Below are 21,493 nucleotides of genomic sequence, written 5' to 3'. Positions count from 1 at the left end.
GGAACGGGGTGGTTAACCGTAATATTATCCGTTCGTGCAATCTCTTTTTGATAATCTTCACCATATACAATTTGCACTACACCCATCCTAAAAATAAGGACAGAAAATAACAAAAACACAATCATGAAAAGAATATTAACTCGGTCCAGTTTAACGTTTTTCTGTATATTCCTAGTCATCCAACCAACCTCTCATTATGTAAGGACAATTTTTTCGAAAAATTAAGACATCTTTTCAGATGCCTAATTGAAATAAAATACGATCACCCTCATCCAGTAGTTAGGTCTATTTTACGTTGTAACAGGTAGTAACTTCCAGTTAAATGCATACGAAAGAAACACGGGGACGGTTCTTCTGCATCATGAAGCGGAAGAACCGTCCCCGTGCGTCATTTCGGTATCGTAAATGGCAGAACCCATTTTCCTGCGATTCCGTCTGTCCGCTTGATGACAAACCGATATTCACCTGCTCCTTCGAGCGGCGGAAACAGGATATCCCCCGTTCCAGCCCTGGAAAACCCGCTTGTTCTAAATCCTGCGGAAAGGAATTCATAACGGGTGCCATCTGAGGCTTTTTCAATATACATCACCAAATTTTCATGTGCCACTGACTTTTTAAATTCAGCAGTATAGTCGAGTTTTGTTGAACTTGGAGTCAAAGTGACCTTCTTGAGATTTATTTCCACTTCTTCATTGGTAACAACTGCTGCCGGATGAATCGTTTCCTTTGCATCCTGCCATTCCTGCACCCACTCCATGGTCCACGGCCCAATCTTATCCTTCGAAAAATCAGTTGTCGTCCAATTCAGTGCTGCTATCTCCAGATGGAACCTGACACCCAATACTCGCTGCCAAGCAGGGGCAGCAGGAAATTCAATCATTCCTTTATTGGTATCAGATTCCATGCTTACACTATAAGAGTTATAACGGGACATTCCAAACTGATCTACCAGCTTAATACTCTCCGGCATCCAGCTCCCTGAATCCCCAGGTGGCGGGTTCAGTTGAAAAAAGATAACGGTACGGTTGCTATCTGCATAAGTTCCGACGATGTCGATACGAAAACCATCAACGGTTGTCGACAGCTCCTGAGCTTGAATATTCCCTTTTTTCGCCTCCCGAAGCAACCCTACATCTTGCTTGGAAATGAGGTGTTCCGCAAATGGGACTGACTGGACGGCAGCATAAGCAAATGCCTCCCACCTTGGCATGGCGTAGAAGCTAAATTTCAGAAGACCCAACATCAATACTAGTACAGAGGCAGTTAATATCGTTCTTTTAGCAGTAAGATACCAGACTTTTGCTTTTATTGTACTTTCCGTCTTTAATGTATCGCCCTCTGCCATCGCCCGTTCTGCCATTTTTGCAAAATCAGGATATTCACTGATTTCTTTCTGAAAATAGTTTCTTAGCATGTTTTCAACTTCTATATCCTCGGTGTTGCTGACTGGCGCAAACCTTTTATCGTCATTGTTCATGATTTGCCCGCTCCTTACCAAAATGATGAGTGTATTCCTTAGGCATGTTCTTCCTTATTGTTTTAAGCGCCCGGTGAATCCGCGACTTAATCGTTCCTTCCCGCATTCCTGTAATTTCAGCAATCTGCCGGAAGGTAAATTCTGCTGCATAGTGCATCGCAAGCAAATGGCGGTCCTCCTCAGAAACCGTTTGAAGAAGCCAGTCAATTTCCTCGCGGTCTTCGATTCTCTGGTAGGAATAATGCGCATCTGCCTGTTCCCAATCCAGGTTGTGCGGCGTCTCACGATTCTTGGTTTTGTTTTTATCAAGAAATACATGCCACAATACCCGGAAGAACCAGCCCTTTAGATTATCGCGTACACCTTTCCCCGATTTCCATGCCCTAAAGAAAGCCTCCTGGACGACATCCTCTGCTTCACTCCTATTTTTAGTCCAATACAACGCCAAGCGAAATGCTTCGGGACCCACCATCTCACAAAACCTCGTATATTCACCCGGACTATCGATTCTATATTCGTCATTCCCTAAAGCCAAGCAGCACACACTCCCTCGAAAAACCTTCTATATAATACGACTTTGATTATCCAAAAATCGTTGCATAAATTTAGTGAAACATAGGGACGGTTCTTCTGCCTCATGAGGCAGAAGAACCGTCCCCATGCATCACTATTGATTAATGCGATGGTTTCCAATCGGATATATCTATATATTGTATTGCATAATTACCAGAAAACAGTAACATTAGTGATATACGTCCTTTAAAAATGCCCGGCTAATCCCTTGGCATTTTTGTTATGTATAAGTATATTTTTTAAAAAAATAATGATAGGGGTGTTGCAGCTTTATGAATCTTTACGGAAAAATCTTCAAAGAATATTGGAATCCCTATGTAGCTATTAGTATTGCAGGATTAGTAAGTGCATTGTACTTTGGCATTACCGGTACTGTTTGGGCCGTGACTGGGGAATTCACAAGATTAGGCGGACATATTTTAGGATGGTTCGGTGTCGATGTTTCGGATTGGGCCTATTTTCAACTGGTCGGCCTTCAAGGGACTCCCGTCAGCCGGACAGATGGCTGGATTGTCATCGGAATGCTGGCTGGCGCACTCATTACAATTCTCCTAAGCAACAGTTTCAAAATCCGTGTTCCGAAACAAAAAAGGCGGTTGGTACAAGGATTTATTGGCGGAATTATAGCAGGGTTTGGCGCCCGTCTCGCTCTTGGCTGTAACTTGGCCGCCTTTTTCACAGGCGTCCCTCAGTTTTCGTTCCATTCGTGGATTTTTATGGCCGCCACTGCAATCGGGACCTTGTTTGGCGTTAAGGTTGTGAACACAAAATGGTGGCGAGGCAAGCCTACACTAATGAAAGGGACGATGTACCCAGTTGTTACCGAGCATGTCCAAAAAAGAAACATTCAGCCTATCTTGGGTGTAGTCTTTGCCTGTCTTTATATTGGTGTCATTCTTTACTTTTTCGCAGCAGGCAAAACTCTTTTGGCGGTTGCATGTATAGCTGGGGCCTTGTTTGGCATTCTCATTGAACGCGGACAAATTTGTTTCACTTCCGCTTTCCGCGATTTATGGATCAGCGGCCGTGCCGTTATGTCAAAAGCCATTGCCGTCGGGATGATGATTAGTGTCGTGATAACATTCATCTATATTCAAAACGGCTCTGTTGCTCTCATCAAAATTGCTGCTCCGAGTACTGTAATTGGCGGGCTGTTATTTGGATTTGGTATTGTTCTTGCCGGCGGCTGTGAAACCGGCATGATGTACCGGGCAATGGAAGGTCAATTGTTATTCTGGGTTGTTGGTGCAGGAAATATCGTCGGAGCTACATTTTTGGCATACGGCTGGGACCACCTTGGGATTTTTCATGCCCTTGGGGAAAATTGGCCGAAGGTAAACTTAATTGAACAATGGGGACCTACAGGAGCCCTGGTTGGTACAATGGCTATGCTGCTTGTTTGGTTTTTACTTTCAAACTGGTGGGAAAAGCGGTTCCGTTATGGGACTGGAATCAAACACGAAAAGAAAGAACGGATTTCACACGTTACAAAGGAGGCATAATTCATGTCACAGGTGATGGATGTTAACTACACTTTAGACATTCGCGGCGAGCCATGACCATACCCTGTCATTTATGCGCTGGATGCGCTAAAGTCTATGAAAATCGGGGAAGTATTACAGGTCATCGCGGACTGCCCGCAATCATTCCGAAGTGTGCCTGAGGAAGCCGTCAAACACGGCTATAAACTTATAGCCGAACCGAAAAAGGTTGGGCAGGATATTTATTTTTATATTAAAGTGGTGTGAAGCACAGGGACGGTTCTTCTGCTTCGTGAAGCAGAAGAACCGTCCCCGTGCATCATTTTTGACTGATGAAATCACGGAATTGATCCATATCGAAGTTTTTCCCGGGGCAGGTCTTGGTTGTCCCCGGTAACTCGCGATGACCTAAAACATCGGATACAGGGATCTTGAACTCGTTCATTAAATAGTGGCAAAGTTTTTTCGCTGACGATAATTGCTCTTTTGTCGGATTGTCGACATCAAAATCGCCAGTAAGACAAATACCGAGTGATACTTCATTATAATGATAAGCGTGGGCGCCTACATGGTAGCCTCTCCCCTTCAGAATCTCTCCGTTTGCTTCAATAAAAAAGTTATAGCCAATTCCACTCCATTTCCGTACCGCTTGGTGAAAGTGGTGGGTCTTATAAATATCCCAGCCCTGTTCCTGCGCATGGTGAATAATAATGTATTTTATCTGACCAGGAATTTTTTTTAACGGTTCGGAAAATTGTAAATGAGCATCCCTGACAAAGTTAGGTTCTTTTAACATGAAATCACTCCTAAAAATCAAGAAACACCCCATCTGGGATAATGTCTTGATGATCGATTTGTTCACGGACCTTTACTGATTGGAGATAACGAAAATGCTTGTCTCCATATATCTCTTTCTTTATTTCCAGACATTTTTCCATATATCCGGTTACGGCTGCCTGCTTACTTAATAAAAAGGATAACACAGCAAGATTGTGATAGACCTTTGCTGCTTCCGCGGAGGAGTCCCCCAAATTTTCAACCACGATTAGCAAAGCCTTTTGATAAAGATTTAGCGATTTCCGATACTTTCCTTGCCGTATGTATACGTTCCCTAAATGATTTAGAGCCTGGCTAAAGTTAATATTGGTCATACCAAAGACTTTTTTACCAAACTTAATCACCGCAAGCCCCATCTTTGCCGCATCCTCGTATTCCTTTTTATGGTGATAAAAATAGACAAGACTGATATAAGCTGCGGCAATCTTTCTTTCATCATAATTCTCCGGCCTTTTGCGGATTTCGATTGATGTTAAATAGAGAGGCTCCGCTTCCTCCAGTCTGCCCATATCTTGATAAAGTGTCGCAAGGTTGTTGGCAGATAAGGCAACACCAAGGTGATTTGCTCCCAAGACCTCCTCCCTAATCCTTAATGACTCTAAATATAAAGGTTCCGCTTCCTCATATTTCCCCTGATTATGAAAGATGGTAGCCAAGCCATAATAGGTTTTTGCTGTAAAGCTATTATTGGGCCCGTATACCTTCTCAGCAAGATCCACTGCTTTTCTAAATTGCTTTTCCGCTTCTTGATATTTTGTTTGTTTAAAATAAATAAAAGCCAAGTCATATACAATGATTGCCAATAACTGACCTGCCTTGTCTGTTGGCATCGGGTCAAGATAGTTGATTAGCTGCTGATGCAGAGGAATGGAAACCTCCCACTTACCGTAATTAAAAAATCTGGAGTCCTCCGCTCTGAACCATTCAACAAACTCCTCTAACGGCATCAAATTCTTCACCGCCAAACTAAACCCATGGAAAAATGATTCATCCAGCCAAAAAGAGGGCTTTTCTACCGTTGATTTGAACTCAAATTGACTTAGCTGTGATGAAAAGTATTGGAATAAAAACTGGTTTCCTTCCATAAATTTATGATTTCCAATATGGTCGCGCAAGCTTTCACGCATCAAAGAATGCATTTCCCATCTTCCATCAGCACCCATTTTTATAAAAGAAAAATGAATAAGGTCATTAAAATCATCCGCATAAAAGCCAATATCAAATTGTTTCACAAGCAGTGTAAATAACTCGCGATCCCAGGAACGGGTGAGAGCCAACAACTCTAACGCTCTTCGTTCACCCTTTGTCAGGTATTTCATGAACCGAGTGAACAGCTTTTCTACATTTTTCTCAAATTGGAAATCTTCCTTAACGGGGTCCCGTTCTTTTGAAATCCTTTTAAATAAATCGACGGAAAGTTCAATCGAATAAGGCAGTCCTTTAGAGTAGCCCAATATTGTAGAGATGATTTCTTCTTGATGAATGCCGTGACGGCGTAAAATCTCCGCTCCAACTTCTTCCCCTAATGAGGTGAGCTGCGTCTGAACGATGACATCATTCCATTCGTTATCTGTCTCTACCCATCGTAACCGTTCACGTCCAAAGATCACCCATGTTACGCCCGGGGTAACTTGAATCCACTCGCGAATCCATTCATCTACGTAAAACTCGTCCCCTTTTAAACGCTGGTCTTCCCATAGAGCTTCATATGTATCTATAAAAATATAAAGTTTAGCGGAATTTTTTTGGATATATTCCATCAAATCCTCACTGAAAATTTGCGGCAGCAATAAGAGGAGTTCCGATGCTTCTTTATCAGACAACAAAGATAAATAGCTCATTTTCCTTTCATTTAAATACCTTGTTAATAATTTATGGCCTTTATGATATAAGTTATATATCTTAGGAACAAGACTAATGCCCGGAATTTCCTTTACGGTATTGATGACATCTAAAAGGAAGTCACTTTCATCTAATAGCGGGGCGGATGAGTCATTTAAAGCGAGATTTGGGTATGCTTTATTCATGTACAAGGAATAGGCGATGTCAAAGAAGGCGAAATTTATTTTGTACTTTTTCCCTAAAGATTTTCTTAAATGAATAAGAGCATTATCAATTTTTTGATGCTCCTTTGTTTCAAAATTTAGAACGCCAACCGTATCCAAGTTCTGTTGGATTCTTTTGACCATTTCCTTCCTGAGGGCTGTTTTCCCAATGCCTCCCACCCCATAAAAGGAGCGAACCTTATATGTTTCCAAGGAAAGCGGAGCCTGGTTATCCTCCCTAAAAAAGTCCAGTAAGATTTCTTCACGACCAACGAAAATATCACTAGACTGCCGACTTAACTTCTCCTCTAAACTCGGTCTCTTAAATGCCATACAACCACCCTATATATTAAAAAGTATATGCTATTTATTATAACAGGATATGATGCATGGGGACGGTTCTCGTGCATCATAAGCAATATAAAAAGGGAGACGGTTCTTCTCCTTTTGAAGCAGAAGAACCGTCCCTTTGCATCATTTAAGTTTCCAAGCCAATTTCCACATTTCATATGTATTAACAAGTTCCCTTTTCATTATGAGTTGAAGTTTTTCGTCATGAATTAGCTTATCGTTTGGAAAGGAGCTTAAAATCCGAAGCATTCTTTTATCATTCGTTATCATATCTCCCCATTTTGGGTCACTTGTATAGTTCAAAAACCACTCCTGCTGCTTTACCCATTCCATATTTTCCTCTGCCCTTCTTTGTTTATAAGGCAAACGGAAAGCGAAAATAGAAAATATAGATGATAGTCCTTCCGCTAACTCACCAAGCACTTTCATACACCCCTTATATTCATATTTAACTTTTAAAATAAAAAACTACAAATTTGAATTTTATACCAATTCCCAGACCTTCTTCCATTATAATGAAATCAACAAAAAAAAGGGAGTGTTGGATGGAAGCGAAAGACAATTGGAATCCCCATTTATATGACAGTTTTCAGTCCGAGACGCCAGGAACCTAGACTATCATTGCGAATTAGATGCCGTATTCTCCAACGCCACTCATCATTAAACGTGTTATAATATGTTAACTACATTACACTTTAGGTTTACCTATAACATTAAATAGGGGGAGAATTATGTACAGGCTGCGAGGTCATCATCTCTTTTGTCTTCTTGGCTATCGGGGAATGGGCTATTCCGAAGAATACGTGAAAAATATGACACGTTTGCATCAAAACTTAAGAAAAGACCCCACAACTTTAATTCATCTTGTAAATGGACCTGATCAGTTGTGCGAAAAATACCCTAACACCGGGCAATACCACTGCGAAGACAATCATATTTATTCTAGAGACGCCGCTATTTTAGAGAAAATGGGGCTTAAAATCGGGGAAATTCTGAGTTGGGAAGAGGTCGAATCGCACATCCGAAAGTTTGTTGTCCCCGCCGATATTCAAACCATCTGCGAAACATGCTCCTGGCGTTCCTACGGAGTTTGCGAGGAAGGGATTCAAGAGATTCATGACGGGAAGGGCTTACGGGAAGTTAAGTGAAACATGGGGACGGTTCTTCTGCCTCTGAGGCAGAAGAACCGTCCCCATGCATCATTTTATGCCCAGAAATTTTTCGTATTTTGATAATAGTTCCATATAAATGGGCGGCGGTGCGACATCTGGTTTCTTTCTCCTGACTTTCCGCAGTGCCTGTTCACGATCTAACCGATATCGGTACATATAAAAAGCAGTTAGAATAAAACCAGTTCTGTGTATGCCAAACCTGCAATGGATTAGAACTCGATGTCCCCGGTCCACCAGCTTGTTTATTTGCCTCATCAAATTATCTAACCATTCCACACTTGGTTTAACCCAAAGAAAGATGGGAGACCAAATCATAACTCTCCTTGAAAAATCAAATTCAGGCTGGTCAGGGGTTATGCGGAGGTTTACGATTGCCGTTATTTTTCTTCTAACAAAGTCCCAGTCATCGGAAGAAATACTCCCCCCTGCGTACAATCTTCCTGGGATCATTTCAATATGGTTCAATTTGGTTACTCCTCCGTATTTGATTAATTTACATTATGAAAAAAGAAGGTTAAAGGTCCCCATCCTTCCTATCCCAGAATTTTTTACGAGCAAACAAAAAACGACAATGTTTGACGATAACATTTAGTAGAATAGTAGTTACAATTTAATCATTTTGTTAAAAAATAGTAAAAATTGAAACATAACCAATATATTGAACGTCTATAGGATTGATAGCTGAAATTACCTAGGGTGGGGGGATTCTTTTTGGAAAGTACGGTAAATATTAATGAAATCAATCAACAACGCGCAAATCCAACAAAACGGTTTGCAAACTGGAAGTTTATCACTGGATGTATCATTATTGTTCTTGCAGTTATTGCAGCAGGCAGCTATTATCAGGCAACCCACTTTAATTCAAATATCAAGATTAATGGCATTAAAGTCAGTGGAATGAGTGCTGACCATGCACTTGAAAAGTTAAAAGCATCCCCATTAAAAAACGTGGTCTATATCGGTGATCAGCAAATTATAGATGGGGAAGATACGAAGATGGCATTTACGGACAAAGATTTGGCCGATGTCGAAAAATTATTAAGAAGCCAGTGGACGTTTTTTCCGTCTTCAAAAGCAAAAGATTATTCATTAATGCCTGGCAATCAGGACCAATACCGAAATCAGACGTTGAAAAAACAATTGGAAGAAAAGCTGCTATCCATGAATCAAAATTTAAAGGTGCCTCAAGATGCAGTTGTTCGTTTGGAACAAGGTAAAATTGTTGTCTCTAACAGCATTGACGGTGAACAGTATGATGTCGCCAGTCTTTTAAAGGATTACGAAAAGCACGAATACATTAGTGAAATCCGTCTTAATCCCGTATACATACAGCCCATTAAAGAAGACAGCGAGTTTGTAAAAAGTCAACAGAAAAAGCTGGAAGAATTCCTTGCGCAGACTGTTGAATATAAGGTTCAGGATAAAGTTTTTTCGTTAAACGCAGGCGAATTAATTAAAAATGCCTCCATTTCAAAAGATTTGCAGATTAAGATTGAAGATGCAAGTGATATAAAGAATAAGATTGCTGAAATTAATAATTCACAATCCACATTAAATAAAGATTTCTCATTCAAGACCCATTCAGGTTCAGTGATATCGGTAAAAGGCAAAGGCTATGGCTGGGCCATAAACGTTGATAAAGAAATACCGCGGATTCTGGCCGCCTTTGAAAATGGGGAGAAATCCGTGGCCGCCTCCAATATTTATGGTAAAGGCTGGAAAGGTGAAGGCTACGGATATGATACGATTACGAACAATGGCATTGGCGATACGTATGCCGAAGTCTCTATTGCTGAGCAACGGATTTGGATATACAAAAATGGACAATTAGTCGTCACGACGAATGTAGTAACAGGCACACAGAACACCGGTCATGGTACATCACCAGGAGTGTGGTATATCCTTTATAAGCAAACATCTGCCATCCTAACGGGTAGAGAAAACGGAAAAATCACTTATCAGACTCCTGTTAATTATTGGGCCCCGTTTACGAATGACGGACAGGGGTTCCACGACGCCAGCTGGCGGTCAAATTGGGGAAGTAAAGCCTATCTTGCGGCAGGGTCACACGGCTGCGTCAACACACCGCCAAGCGTGATGAAAACCGTGTACAATAACCTCAGTGCCTATCAGCCGGTTATCGTTTATTAAAGATGTGAAATATGGGGACGGTTCTTCTGCCACTTTTTGAGGCAGAAGAACCGTCCCTTTGCACATCAAAAAGTAATGGTATTTATATCCAACGGAAAGTAAAATAGACATGTAGGTATTATTTTTATTAAGGGGCGGATCGGTATGATTATCGTAACAACTGAGAATATTGCGAATCATAAAGTGACAGAAGTGTTAGGTCCTGTATTTGGACTAACTGTCAGGGCAAGAGGAATTGGCAAGGATATTATGGCTTCCTTAAAGGGGCTTGTCGGCGGCGAAATCAATCAGTATACAGAAATGCTTGAAGATGCCAGGAAACAAGCAATCGACCGAATGGTGAAAAATGCTGCCGCAATGGGGGCAAACGCGATCGTTATGATGCGCTTTGACTCAGGAGAAATCGGCCAGAATATGAGTGAAATTGTTGCTTACGGAACAGCTGTTGTTGCGGAAAAGGAATAATAAACAATGAAGTGGATTTTGGGATTTTACGGCATCCAATTCTTCATCCTGATTATTCTAATCATCCTATCCTGGCTCATTTGGGACCGCCGCTTCAAGAATAAACATGGACAGCTAGTACCTAAAGGCTTTATCCGAACAAATGAGGTATCCATTGATCCAACCACAAATAAAAAATTAGTCGTTTACTTCAATCCGGAAACCGGAGAGCGCTTCTATAAAGAAGATTAAAACACGGGGACGGTTCTTCTGCTTCATTTTTTGAAGCAGAAGAACCGTCCCCATGCATCCCCATGCATCATATTCCATAATAACCGCAAACAACCTGGCCGACAGCTTTTGCTGCTACTAGGAGGGCGTCTTCGTCAATGTCGAATTTCGGATGGTGGTTGAAGTATGGCTTTTCAACCCCTTTTGGTGTACAGCAAATGTAGAAGAAGCAGGCTGGGAATTTTTTCGCATAATGCGCAAAGTCCTCTGATGGTGATAATTTCGGGAATTCCTGTACTTCCGTAATATCTTTATCATTTGCATTTTTAAGAACCTCTGCTACCATTTCCGTTAGGTCCGGATTATTATAGAGCGGCGGATAGTCAGGCGTATACGTCAACTCACAAGTAACGTTAAATTCTTCTTCAATCCCTCTTGAAATACGGCGAATTTCCGTTTCGATTAACGTACGGGTTTCATCTGTCATTGCCCGCACGTCGCCTTCAATTTCGACACTATCCTTAATGACATTAAACGTACCCTTTCCATCAAATGACCCAATCGTGACGACGCCCATATCAAATGGGTTTAAGCGGCGGCTGATAACGGTTTGAACAGCCGTTACAAAATGGGCACCGGCTACAATCGCATCATTGGCTAAATGAGGCGAAGAACCATGGCCGCCTACCCCTTGGACCTTTAATTTAAAGTAGGCACGTCCAGGAAAGACGTATCCACTGTTATAGCCAACAACCCCTGAAGGTCCCATTGGCAGTAAATGAATACCGAAAATATTGTCCAAATCATCAAGCAGCCCTGATTCGATCATGCCGATCGCTCCGCCTGGCGGTACCTCTTCAGCAGGCTGGTGAATAATTTTAATCGTACCAGGGATCTCATCCTTTAATTGGATTAAACAGTCAGCTAAGATCATGAGATAGGCTGTATGGCCGTCATGAGCGCAGGCATGCATGACACCTGGATTTTTCGATTTAAACGGGACATCGGTTTCTTCAAAGATTGGCAGAGCATCAAAATCAGCGCGTAATCCAATCGTCTTCCCTGGCTTTCCGCCAGTAATCGTCACGATTAACCCGTTACCGCCGCCCACTTTCCGGTCTACCTTGACATCTTTCCCTTTGTAAAACTCTTCAATATATCTGCTTGTGTTTTCTTCTTGAAACGATAGTTCAGGATGTTCATGAAGATATCGGCGAATTTCGATCATTTCATCTTTACGCTCTTCTAACATTTGCATAAGTTTGTTCTTCATTCCCAGTTCCTCCATTTCATCTTTTTTGCAAAAATTCCCCACATTAACTTGCTTGTGGTTCGGCCTTCATTACACGCCCCCGCTCTTTCTCTTTCCCTGCATTTTGCGGAACCATGATGATAATTGACAACAGCGCCAGCACACCAAAGATCACATTCACGATGACGCCTGCGGTTGCTGCGACTTCAATGCTGGTAACGGCCGCCATTGTGCTGTAGACTGTCGCGGAAATCGCCACACCGAAGGCGCCGCCAAGCGAACTTGCCATTTTATAAATTCCGGCTGCTTCCCCCACTTTATTAGATGGAGCATTGGATACTGACGTATCGGTAGAAGGTGTTGCATATATTCCAAGTCCCAGACCAAATAAGGCAAAGCCAATAAACACGGCAATCGTATATGTTAAGTCGTTCAGGAAGGTTAATCCCATCATTGCAACGCCAATAGTTGTAATAATCGTTCCCCAAATCATCGGTTTCTTCGCGCCAACTTTTTGAAGAATTTTCTCACCGACACGAATCATGGCTAACACCGCAACCAAGTAGCCGAGTGACAGCATACCTGATTGGAAGGCTGTGAATCCCCTACCGACTTGAACGTAAGTGTTGGCGACAACAAGTGTGCCGGCAATTGCATTTAATAGGAAGTTTGAATAGGTTGCTCCTGCATACGGCTTATTTTTAAATAAAGAAAAGTCGATTAGCACGATTTTTTTGTTTTTTTCCACCTTGAAAAAGACAATCGCTCCAATAATCGCAACAGCTGCAAGAATGATGGTAGTTGGGCTTGTCCATCCTAAGTCTGCTCCAAAAGCGATAAATACGTTTAATGCAAGCATGGTAATAATGAAGATGACTAATCCTGCGTAATCGAATTTAAAAGCACCGGATGTTTCTCCCTTACTTTCTGGAGTATCTTTGATTAAAAACATACCAAGAAGAGCAAATATGATGGAAAAGATAAATATCCATCGCCATCCCATGTAAGTAGCAATCGCGCCCCCGGCGAATGAACAAACACCTGATCCGCCCCACGAACCGATGGACCAAAAGCTTAATGCCCGCTGCCGATCTGCTCCCTCATAATACGCTTTTACTAACGCAATGGTTGCCGGCATAATACATGCTGCAGACAAGCCTTGAATGATACGACCGATAATAAGAAGAACCGCCCCTTGGGCAAAAACTAAACAAAGGGACCCGATAATGCTTAAAATCAATCCAATATTGGTAATTTTTTTACGTCCTATTTTATCTGCGAGCCCGCCTGCAGCCACAATAAACATCCCTGAAAATAACGCACTTAAACTAATCGCAATATTCAACGCCTCTAGTGATACCCCTAAATCCGCTTGAACAGATGGGACGACGTTGACCATTGCTTGTGCAAACAGCCAGAATGTAATAACGCCAAACACAATCCCAGTAATTAATTTATTTGTACCTTTATAGGTGGTCATCATAAATTCCTCCTTGACCTTATAATTTGTTTTTTTAGTCTTAATTAACCTGCAAGTGTGAAGGTGATTTAAATCATCTTGTGCCTTTATTATAAAAAAATGACCCCTTGTAAAAGGAGTCATTTTTTGTGCAGATAACCGTATCGTCGAAGGTATTTATTAACTTTAAAAATAGGAATGCAAAATTTTACGGTCAATTTTTTACCTTATAGAATTACTTTTCTTATTTCAAAAAAGTGAACCGCATTTACAGTTAAATAGGAGTAAAACGACCACTCCTCATCAATCATTTCATCAAAAACCTCTAAACTTGGATGGCTTGTCCGGATAATATAGTCAATAATCTCTTGGTCCATCCCATATTTACTATTGTTTTCCCGCCAGTTTTTATAAAGGGCCCCATGGTCCTTATCAAAGACATATTTGCGAATTTGATATTCACCGCAGGGAATCCCTTTAATCGTTACCCGCATTTCCCTGATTAATTTTTGCAAAAAAGTTTCTTCAATTGAAAAATAGGGGTTCACAATATTACTGTTCATTAACACAAGCTGATAGCCGCGTTCATTTTCTGTCATGATATAAGACGGACCCTTTGCGACTACTTTACCTTGCAATTTTTTGAAGAATGACATGGCATAATAGACAGGCCGCTTTCCATTAAAATAATGAAACAGCTCCATTCCTTCTAGAGGAAGATCTTTTCCCCCCATATTTTGCTCGTGTGTTTCGGTATTAATCCAGAAACCGAGCGTTTTCACGTCATCTGAAACTTTAATCGCATCATTTAAAATTAAAGCTCCCCGGAAAAAGGTTCCGTTCGTATAACGGGTATTTCCTGAAATGGTGTTCCATGTCAGCAAATGCAGCGGCTTCTCGATGGAATGCGCTTTTAAATATTGCTTTAATTTTTCCGTTTTTTCCTTGATAAAATCTTTTGCTAACCGATAATGACGGTCGATTAATTCTTTAAAATCAATCACTTCATTAGGGCTGACTTTATAGGCGAGAAAATCTATTTCCGCAGCTTGCTGCAAAATCCACTTATACTGGTCATTTGTTGTACCTATCGTAAATGAAAAAGGTAAAAACGCCCCTACTTGAATCGAAGGAATTTCTGTTTTTATTAACTTCCGCAGTTTCAAATAGAATTTCTCTAATTGTTTACTCGCAAAAGCCTGATCAAATGTTTCTGAAAATAAAAAGCACCAGGTGGCAAGATAACTTTCACCGAATACTTGTAAGCAGTGTTTTAAAAAGCTCTTCAGTTTATGAAGATAGGCATTTTCATCGGATGATATTTCGGCATAGTTTACTTGAATATATAAAGACAAATCATTCGTTTTCATAAACTGAATGACTTCATCCGAATTATAATAAGGTGATGTCGTTGGTATTAATTCATCTGTTTCTACCGCTGGAGATATCGTTCTCCCACTTAATAATTTCTGAATTCCAACATATTTGATTTGTAAATCTTCTTTTGCTAACAGCACTTGTGTTCGAACGGGGTTCTTTAGTAATTCCCTTAGTTCGCCGATCATTAAAATAGGGTTTGGATGATTTAATATTTTTCTGTTTACCGAACTCACATCAATTTCCAGCTCTTCATAGCCGGCTTCTGTATTACTAAAGGGTTTGGTAGTTTCACCTTCTGCTATAAGAACGCCTAATTTCATTAATATATCTGGAGAACTAAGAAGGATCTCTGATTCTTGCAGCTGAAGGCTTTCAACCAGAACAACTTTTTCCTGTGAGTGCTTTTCACGAAAAGTATGCGGCGTTTCACCATATACCTTTTTAAACAAATTTGAAAAGGATTTGGTATTGGGGAAGCCATTTTTCAATGATATATACGTAATTGATTCGGTTGTATAGAGCAAATCCTTAACGCTGTGCTCTAAACGGATATTCATTAAAAAATTGATAAAGCCTGTCCCTAATTGCTGTTTAAAATATCGCGAGAAATAACTGGGAGACAGATAAAATTTATGAGCAACGTCCTCCAAGGTGAGCTGTTCATCATAATGCTGTTCAAGATACAAGATAATCTGTTTCAGCCTAGTATCCTTGACATGAATATTTTCAGATACCCTTCCCTGCTTTTTAAATCGGCGAATTAAAGTGATTAAAATCTTACAAAGCATTTCGTGCAACTCAAGACGGTAACCTTCATCCTGTCTGCAATAAATAACCATTAATTGTGCAAGCAGTTTCCGCATTTCCGACATCAAATTTTCTTTCCCTCTATCTATTTGCTGGGAAAACAACTCAAATTGATAACGACGGTACTCCGGATAATATTGCGAAATAAAAGAATCAGAAATACTTAATGTTAAAACCGTATTTTTCTTCGTACCTTGGACTTGATATATTTGATTTCGGTTAATAATAAGGTAGTCATATTCTTTAAGGTGATAAAATCGGCTATTGGTTTCAATCACCAATTCACCATCAAGGACAAGGAAAATTTCAATCCCCGAATACAGAGTGGATGATAAAATCTCAATATGTTGTAAACGCAACTGAAAGTCTTCGCCCGCAGCCACTTGGATCACTCCCTTCATTATTTCATTGTATCCAAAAAAGATGCACGGGGACGGTTCTTTTGCCTCACTGAGGCAAAAGAACCGTCCCCGTGCATCAGTTAATTGAGAAATGTTAATAGCAATTGAAAATTGGAGTTTATTTTCCAGTATATTGATTGGCGCCAGTTATTTTAAATAAAGATTCATTCTCCTTGACAAAATGGCAATATTTATATAATAATATCTCTTGTATTAGAATTATTTTAAAAAACTAATTATGATTAAAAGGAAAATAATTAGTTTCCTGTAGTTTTGGCTATAATGCTATAGTGAACTATTTATTAATACACCCTCAGGAGGAAGATCATTATGTCTTTAATCGGTAAAGAAGTACAACCATTCTTAGCACAAGCTTACCAAAATGGTGAGTTTATCTCAGTTTCTGAAGAAACTTTCAAAGGTAAATGGAGCGTCCTTTGCTTCTATCCAGCAGACTTCACTTTCGTATGCCCTACTGAATTAGAAGACCTGCAAAACCAATATGCAACTCTAAAAGATCTTGGCGTTGAAGTATACTCTTGTTCAACAGACACTCACTTCACTCATAAAGCATGGCATGATCATTCACCAGCCATCAGCAAAATCGAATATGTTATGATTGGCGACCCTGCACAAAAAGTTACTCGTGCATTCGATGTACTAGATGAAGCAGAAGGTCTTGCACAACGCGGAACTTTCATCATCGATCCTGACGGCATTGTCCAAGCTATGGAAATCAATGCAGATGGCATCGGCCGTGACGCTAGCACAATCGTTAACAAGATTAAAGCAGCACAATACGTTCGTAACAACCCAGGTGAAGTTTGCCCTGCTAAATGGCAAGAAGGCGGCCAAACCCTTAAGCCAAGCCTTGATCTTGTCGGCAAAATTTAAGGAGTCCTAACCATGATTTTAGATGCAGATATAAAAGCACAATTAGCCCAATATCTCCAAATGATGGAGGGCGATGTGCTACTTAAAGTTAGCGCTGGATCTGATGACGTTTCTCGTGACATGCTGGCCCTTGTGGACGAATTAGCTGCCATGTCAAACCGTATTAAGGTAGAGAAAACAGAATTGCAGAGAACGCCAAGCTTTAGTGTGAATCGGATTGGAGAAGACACGGGGGTAACATTTGCCGGAGTCCCGCTCGGACACGAATTTACTTCCCTAGTGTTGGCACTGCTTCAGGTTAGCGGAAGAGCACCGAAGGTTGACCAAAAAGTCATCGACCAAGTGAAAAACATCAAAGGTGAATATCACTTTGAAACTTACGTTAGCCTAACCTGCCACAACTGTCCTGATGTTGTACAAGCACTGAACGTGATGAGCGTTCTTAACCCAAGCATCACTCATACAATGATTGATGGTGCGGCATTTAAAGAAGAAGTTGACAGCAAAGACATCATGGCTGTTCCAACGGTGTTCCTAAATGGGGAATCCTTCGGCAGCGGCCGTATGTCATTAGAAGAGATCCTTGCCAAGGTTGGCAGCGAACCGGATGCATCCGAGTTTGCCAACAAGGATCCATTCGATGTCCTTGTGATCGGCGGCGGCCCTGCTGGCGCGAGTGCAGCCATTTACGCGGCGCGCAAAGGCATCCGTACTGGTATTGTGGCAGAACGCTTCGGCGGACAGGTGATGGACACGCTCGGTATTGAGAACCTAATCGGTACGAAATACACGGAAGGTCCTAAGCTCGCAGCAAGTCTCGAAGAGCATGTGAAAGAGTACAACGTTGATATCATGAATCTGCAGCGTGCGAAACGCTTAGAAAAAAAGGACCTCGTCGAAGTTGAGCTTGAAAACGGTGCTGTTCTAAAAAGTAAGACGGTCATCCTTTCAACAGGTGCACGCTGGCGTAATGTCAATGTTCCTGGCGAAGCTGAATTCAAGAACAAAGGTGTTGCCTACTGCCCTCACTGTGATGGTCCATTGTTTGCCGGTAAAGACGTGGCCGTTATCGGCGGCGGAAATTCCGGCATTGAAGCAGCGATTGACCTTGCAGGTATTGTGAAGCATGTAACTGTTATTGAATTTGCTCCGGAGCTGAAGGCTGATTCCGTCCTGCAAGACAGACTAAACAGCCTTCCTAATGCAACAGTCATCAAGAATGCACAAACAAAAGAAATTACCGGTACTGACAAAGTAAACGGTATTACCTATGTTGACCGCGCAACTGGCGAAGAACACCATGTTGAACTACAAGGTGTGTTCGTTCAAATCGGTCTTGTTCCAAACACCGAGTGGTTAGAGGGTACAGTTGAAAGCACTCGCTTCGGTGAAGTTATTGTAGACAAACACGGCGCTACAACCCTCCCTGGAGTCTTTGCTGCAGGCGATTGTACCGACAGCGCATTTAAACAAATCATCATTTCAATGGGATCAGGAGCAACTGCAGCCTTAGGCGCATTTGATTATCTGATCAGAAATTAACACATGGGGACGGTTCTTCTGCTTCATTTTGAAGCAGAACCGTCCCTTTTCCTTTACGTGATGCATCAGAACCGTCCCAATGCATCACCAATTTATGTTAATACAAAAAAAGTTAAAAAATCTATTGACATTTATCTCATATACGGATAATATGAAGAAGCGTTATTTTGGAAAGCTAAAATATATCTAATCTTGAGTCTTTCCAAGCAGATAATTTTGACCACTTCCTAAAGGGAGTTAAGGCCATACGGACAGCCGGGTCAAATGCCGAGTGGCAACTTGGTTGCCTTATTGATTGAGTTAAAAGCTCAAATTTTATAAGTTGGTTACTTTACAACCAGTGCGTATGCACACAACTTGTGAAACGGTCAATAAGAGTGGAAAAAGGCATTATTTGCTATATAGACTCTGATCAATTGATATATTTTGATTATTAGAAGCTTTCTTCATAATGTCCAATTAACCATTATGGTAGAGGTATCCGTGTGAACTTTTTACGGTATACTTATGCTTTTTAATATGACGACTATATCTAAAGCAAGTGTTGTGCAGCGAATATGCGGTTCACACTTGCTTTTTTTGTTGCGCAAAAAAATATTATTAAGTGAGGGGATATGAAAATGGGTAAAGCACTTATTATCGGGGCTGGCGGCGTGGCATCTGTTGCCGTTCACAAATGTGTTCAAAACAGCGAAGTATTCGAAGAGATTTGTATTGCAAGCCGTACAAAATCAAAATGTGACGAGCTTAAAGCTAAATTAGACGGCACAACCAAAACAAAAATTACTACTGCTCAAGTAGATGCAGACAACGTTGATGAGCTAATCGCGTTAATTAATGAAGTAAAACCAGATATCGTTATGAACCTGGCATTGCCATACCAGGACTTAACCATCATGGACGCTTGTCTTGCAACGAAAACACACTACATGGACACAGCTAACTATGAGCCTGAAGATACTGCTAAGTTTGAATACAAATGGCAATGGGAATACAAAGAGCGCTTTGAAAAAGCCGGTATTACTGCCCTTTTAGGAAGCGGCTTTGACCCAGGTGTGACAGGCGTATTCTCTGCTTATGCATTAAAACATTATTTCGATGAAATTGAATATATCGACATCCTAGACTGCAACGGCGGCGACCATGGCTATCCGTTCGCAACAAACTTTAACCCAGAAATCAACATCCGTGAAGTATCTGCAAACGGACGTTATTGGGAAAATGGCGAATGGGTTGAAACAGATCCAATGGAAATCAAACGCGTTTACAACTTCAAGGAAGTTGGCGAAAAGGATATGTATCTTCTTTACCACGAAGAGCTTGAATCCCTTGCGAAAAACATGCCAGGACTAAAGCGTATCCGTTTCTTCATGACATTTGGCCAAAGCTACATTATGCACCTAAAAGCTCTTGAGAACGTAGGAATGACTTCTATCGAACCAATCGAATTCGAAGGAAAGCAAATCATTCCGCTTCAATTCTTGAAAGCTGTATTACCTGACCCAGCTTCCCTTGGACCTCGTACAGTCGGTAAAACAAACATTGGCTGTATCTTCAAAGGGAAAAAGGACGGCAAAGATAAAACTTATTACGTATACAATGTTTGTGACCACCAAGAGTGCTACAAAGAGGTTGGTTCCCAAGCTATTTCCTATACTACAGGTGTTCCAGCCATGATCGGCGCTGCCATGATCTTAACTGGCAAATGGAACAAAGCAGGCGTTTACAATATCGAAGAATTCAATCCAGATCCATTCATGGAAGAGTTAAACAAATGGGGACTTCCATGGGTAGAGGATTTCAATCCAGTTCTTGTTGATGAACTGCCTGAAGACTCAAAAAAGCCGGAGCTAGTTCGCTAAAATGCGGTTTGAAGAACTACCAACACCATGTTATGTAGTCGATGAAGAGCTTGTTGAAAAAAATCTTAAAATCCTTAACGGCGTTATGCAGCGTACCGGAGCGAAGATTGTTTTAGCACAAAAAGCTTTTTCTATGACAACAATGTATCCCCTCATTGGACAATATTTAAGTGGTACAACAGCAAGCGGTTTGTTTGAAGCACGGTTAGGCTACGAAGAAATGGGCAAAGAGAATCACGTCTTTGCCCCTGCCTACCGTGAAGATGAAATCGATGAAATCATTTCGATTTGTGATCATATTATCTTTAACTCTTTCTCACAGTTAGAAAAATTTAAGGATAAAGCCTTAAGATCCGGCAGAAAAGTGGGCTTGCGCATCAATCCAGAATGCTCCACACAAATTGGACATGCGATTTACGATCCATGTTCACCTGGTTCCCGTTTCGGCGTGACTAGAGAACTTTTCCGTCCAGAATTGCTTGAAGGTGTATCCGGACTTCATTTCCACACCCTTTGTCAGCAAAACTCAGATGACCTAGAAACAACTCTTAATGCAGTGGAAGAAAAATTTGGAGAATGGCTTCCACAAATGGAATGGATTAACTTTGGCGGCGGCCACCATATCACAAGAGAAGATTACGATATTCCTAGACTAGAAGCTTGTATTAAGAGAATGCAAGAAAAATACGGTTTAGAAGTATATCTAGAGCCGGGAGAAGCGGTTGCTCTTAACGCTGGCTATCTGATTACATCTGTCCTTGATTTACACCAAAATAAAATGGATATCGCTATTCTTGACACGTCTGCAACCTGCCATATGCCTGACGTATTAGAAATGCCTTACCGCCCTCCTCTCTTTGGTTCAGGCGAAGCAGGCGAGAAGCCATATACATATCGTCTTGGCGGGCAAACCTGCCTGACAGGTGATGTGATTGGCGATTATTCGTTCGACCAGCCATTAAAGAGCGGCGACCGCTTGGTGTTCGGCGATATGGCTATCTATACTATGGTTAAAAATACTACCTTCAACGGCATGGCACTTCCAGCCATTGCAGTAAAAGGCAAAGACGGCGATTGCAAAATTGTTCGTGAATTTGGTTATCAAGATTTTAAAATGCGCCTTGCATAACAGGT

General features: G+C 41.2%; 19 protein-coding genes. 10 read left to right on the top strand and 9 right to left on the bottom strand.

Going from position 1 to position 21,493, the window contains the following annotated elements:
• Positions 1 to 388 precede the first annotated feature (388 nt).
• Both ACNQGS_RS22650 and ACNQGS_RS22645 read right to left on the bottom strand, forming a co-directional pair.
• Complete coding sequence (locus ACNQGS_RS22650) at positions 389 to 1,477, bottom strand: DUF4179 domain-containing protein (protein WP_491489311.1); 1,089 nt, start codon at positions 1,475 to 1,477, stop codon at positions 389 to 391.
• Positions 1,467 to 2,012 carry an RNA polymerase sigma factor gene (locus ACNQGS_RS22645; protein WP_491489310.1) on the bottom strand — a complete coding sequence of 182 codons (546 nt, stop codon included), beginning with the start codon at positions 2,010 to 2,012 and terminating at the stop codon, positions 1,467 to 1,469. The genes ACNQGS_RS22650 and ACNQGS_RS22645 overlap by 11 nt, the downstream gene beginning before the upstream one ends.
• Positions 2,013 to 2,322: 310 nt before the next feature.
• Between ACNQGS_RS22645 and yedE the strand changes: the two genes are divergently transcribed.
• Positions 2,323 to 3,552 (top strand): selenium metabolism membrane protein YedE/FdhT, encoded by a 1,230-nt coding sequence (gene yedE / locus ACNQGS_RS22640; RefSeq protein ID WP_491489309.1) that lies wholly within the window; start codon positions 2,323 to 2,325, stop codon positions 3,550 to 3,552.
• A 69-nt stretch (positions 3,553 to 3,621) separates the two neighbouring features.
• Positions 3,622 to 3,798, top strand: coding sequence for a sulfurtransferase TusA family protein (locus ACNQGS_RS22635; RefSeq protein ID WP_491489313.1), 177 nt, complete (start codon positions 3,622 to 3,624; stop codon positions 3,796 to 3,798).
• 52 nt (positions 3,799 to 3,850) lie between these two features.
• On the opposite strand, the gene ACNQGS_RS22630 is transcribed toward ACNQGS_RS22635, so the two are convergent.
• The 3 genes from ACNQGS_RS22630 to ACNQGS_RS22620 all read right to left on the bottom strand — a co-directional run bounded on the left by ACNQGS_RS22630 (position 3,851) and on the right by ACNQGS_RS22620 (position 7,187).
• Positions 3,851 to 4,327: a peptidoglycan recognition protein family protein gene (locus ACNQGS_RS22630; RefSeq protein ID WP_491489308.1), complete on the bottom strand. Its 477-nt coding sequence runs from the start codon at positions 4,325 to 4,327 to the stop codon at positions 3,851 to 3,853.
• A 10-nt stretch (positions 4,328 to 4,337) separates the two neighbouring features.
• Complete coding sequence (locus ACNQGS_RS22625) at positions 4,338 to 6,746, bottom strand: tetratricopeptide repeat protein (RefSeq protein ID WP_491489307.1); 2,409 nt, start codon at positions 6,744 to 6,746, stop codon at positions 4,338 to 4,340.
• 141 nt (positions 6,747 to 6,887) lie between these two features.
• Positions 6,888 to 7,187 (bottom strand): hypothetical protein, encoded by a 300-nt coding sequence (locus ACNQGS_RS22620; protein WP_491489306.1) that lies wholly within the window; start codon positions 7,185 to 7,187, stop codon positions 6,888 to 6,890.
• Between the two features lie 308 nt (positions 7,188 to 7,495).
• Between ACNQGS_RS22620 and ACNQGS_RS22615 the strand changes: the two genes are divergently transcribed.
• Entirely contained in the window at positions 7,496 to 7,912 is a 417-nt protein-coding gene (locus ACNQGS_RS22615) for a DUF1284 domain-containing protein (protein WP_491489305.1), read from the top strand.
• 51 nt (positions 7,913 to 7,963) lie between these two features.
• Here ACNQGS_RS22615 and ACNQGS_RS22610 read toward each other — a convergent pair whose 3' ends face one another.
• On the bottom strand, positions 7,964 to 8,401 hold the full coding sequence (locus ACNQGS_RS22610) for a protein-tyrosine phosphatase family protein (RefSeq protein ID WP_491489304.1): 438 nt from the start codon (positions 8,399 to 8,401) through the stop codon (positions 7,964 to 7,966).
• A 246-nt stretch (positions 8,402 to 8,647) separates the two neighbouring features.
• Here ACNQGS_RS22610 and ACNQGS_RS22605 point away from each other — a divergent pair, with 246 nt between their 5' ends.
• From ACNQGS_RS22605 to ACNQGS_RS22595, 3 genes are all read left to right on the top strand, one after another.
• Positions 8,648 to 10,087, top strand: a complete 1,440-nt coding sequence (locus tag ACNQGS_RS22605; protein ID WP_491489303.1) for a L,D-transpeptidase family protein — start codon at positions 8,648 to 8,650, stop codon at positions 10,085 to 10,087.
• Between the two features lie 144 nt (positions 10,088 to 10,231).
• On the top strand, positions 10,232 to 10,552 hold the full coding sequence (locus tag ACNQGS_RS22600; protein ID WP_213147589.1) for a YbjQ family protein: 321 nt from the start codon (positions 10,232 to 10,234) through the stop codon (positions 10,550 to 10,552).
• A 6-nt stretch (positions 10,553 to 10,558) separates the two neighbouring features.
• Positions 10,559 to 10,783 carry a hypothetical protein gene (locus ACNQGS_RS22595; protein WP_491489302.1) on the top strand — a complete coding sequence of 75 codons (225 nt, stop codon included), beginning with the start codon at positions 10,559 to 10,561 and terminating at the stop codon, positions 10,781 to 10,783.
• Between the two features lie 67 nt (positions 10,784 to 10,850).
• On the opposite strand, the gene ACNQGS_RS22590 is transcribed toward ACNQGS_RS22595, so the two are convergent.
• The 3 genes from ACNQGS_RS22590 to ACNQGS_RS22580 form a co-directional block, all read right to left on the bottom strand.
• Positions 10,851 to 12,035: an amidohydrolase gene (locus ACNQGS_RS22590; RefSeq protein WP_491489301.1), complete on the bottom strand. Its 1,185-nt coding sequence runs from the start codon at positions 12,033 to 12,035 to the stop codon at positions 10,851 to 10,853.
• Positions 12,036 to 12,078: 43 nt separating this feature from the next.
• A complete protein-coding gene (locus ACNQGS_RS22585) occupies positions 12,079 to 13,497 on the bottom strand; it encodes an MFS transporter (RefSeq protein WP_491489300.1) in 1,419 nt (472 codons plus the stop codon).
• Positions 13,498 to 13,700: 203 nt separating this feature from the next.
• Positions 13,701 to 16,043 carry a helix-turn-helix domain-containing protein gene (locus ACNQGS_RS22580; RefSeq protein ID WP_491489299.1) on the bottom strand — a complete coding sequence of 781 codons (2,343 nt, stop codon included), beginning with the start codon at positions 16,041 to 16,043 and terminating at the stop codon, positions 13,701 to 13,703.
• A 348-nt stretch (positions 16,044 to 16,391) separates the two neighbouring features.
• On the opposite strand from ACNQGS_RS22580, the gene ahpC reads away from it, so the two are divergent.
• The 4 genes from ahpC (at position 16,392) to nspC (ending at position 21,488) form a co-directional block, all read left to right on the top strand.
• Entirely contained in the window at positions 16,392 to 16,955 is a 564-nt protein-coding gene (gene ahpC, locus ACNQGS_RS22575) for an alkyl hydroperoxide reductase subunit C (protein ID WP_491489298.1), read from the top strand.
• 12 nt (positions 16,956 to 16,967) lie between these two features.
• The gene (gene ahpF, locus ACNQGS_RS22570) at positions 16,968 to 18,497 is read left to right on the top strand and encodes an alkyl hydroperoxide reductase subunit F (RefSeq protein WP_491489297.1); all 1,530 of its coding nucleotides are present in this window, start codon (positions 16,968 to 16,970) and stop codon (positions 18,495 to 18,497) included.
• Positions 18,498 to 19,117: 620 nt separating this feature from the next.
• Positions 19,118 to 20,359, top strand: coding sequence for a saccharopine dehydrogenase family protein (locus ACNQGS_RS22565; protein WP_491489296.1), 1,242 nt, complete (start codon positions 19,118 to 19,120; stop codon positions 20,357 to 20,359).
• 1 nt (position 20,360) lies between these two features.
• Complete coding sequence (gene nspC, locus ACNQGS_RS22560) at positions 20,361 to 21,488, top strand: carboxynorspermidine decarboxylase (RefSeq protein WP_491489295.1); 1,128 nt, start codon at positions 20,361 to 20,363, stop codon at positions 21,486 to 21,488.
• Positions 21,489 to 21,493: the final 5 nt, after the last annotated feature.

It is taken from the genome of Neobacillus sp. PVCKKU3 (genome assembly GCF_058323225.1).
This window is presented reverse-complemented; position numbering and strand designations above follow the sequence as displayed.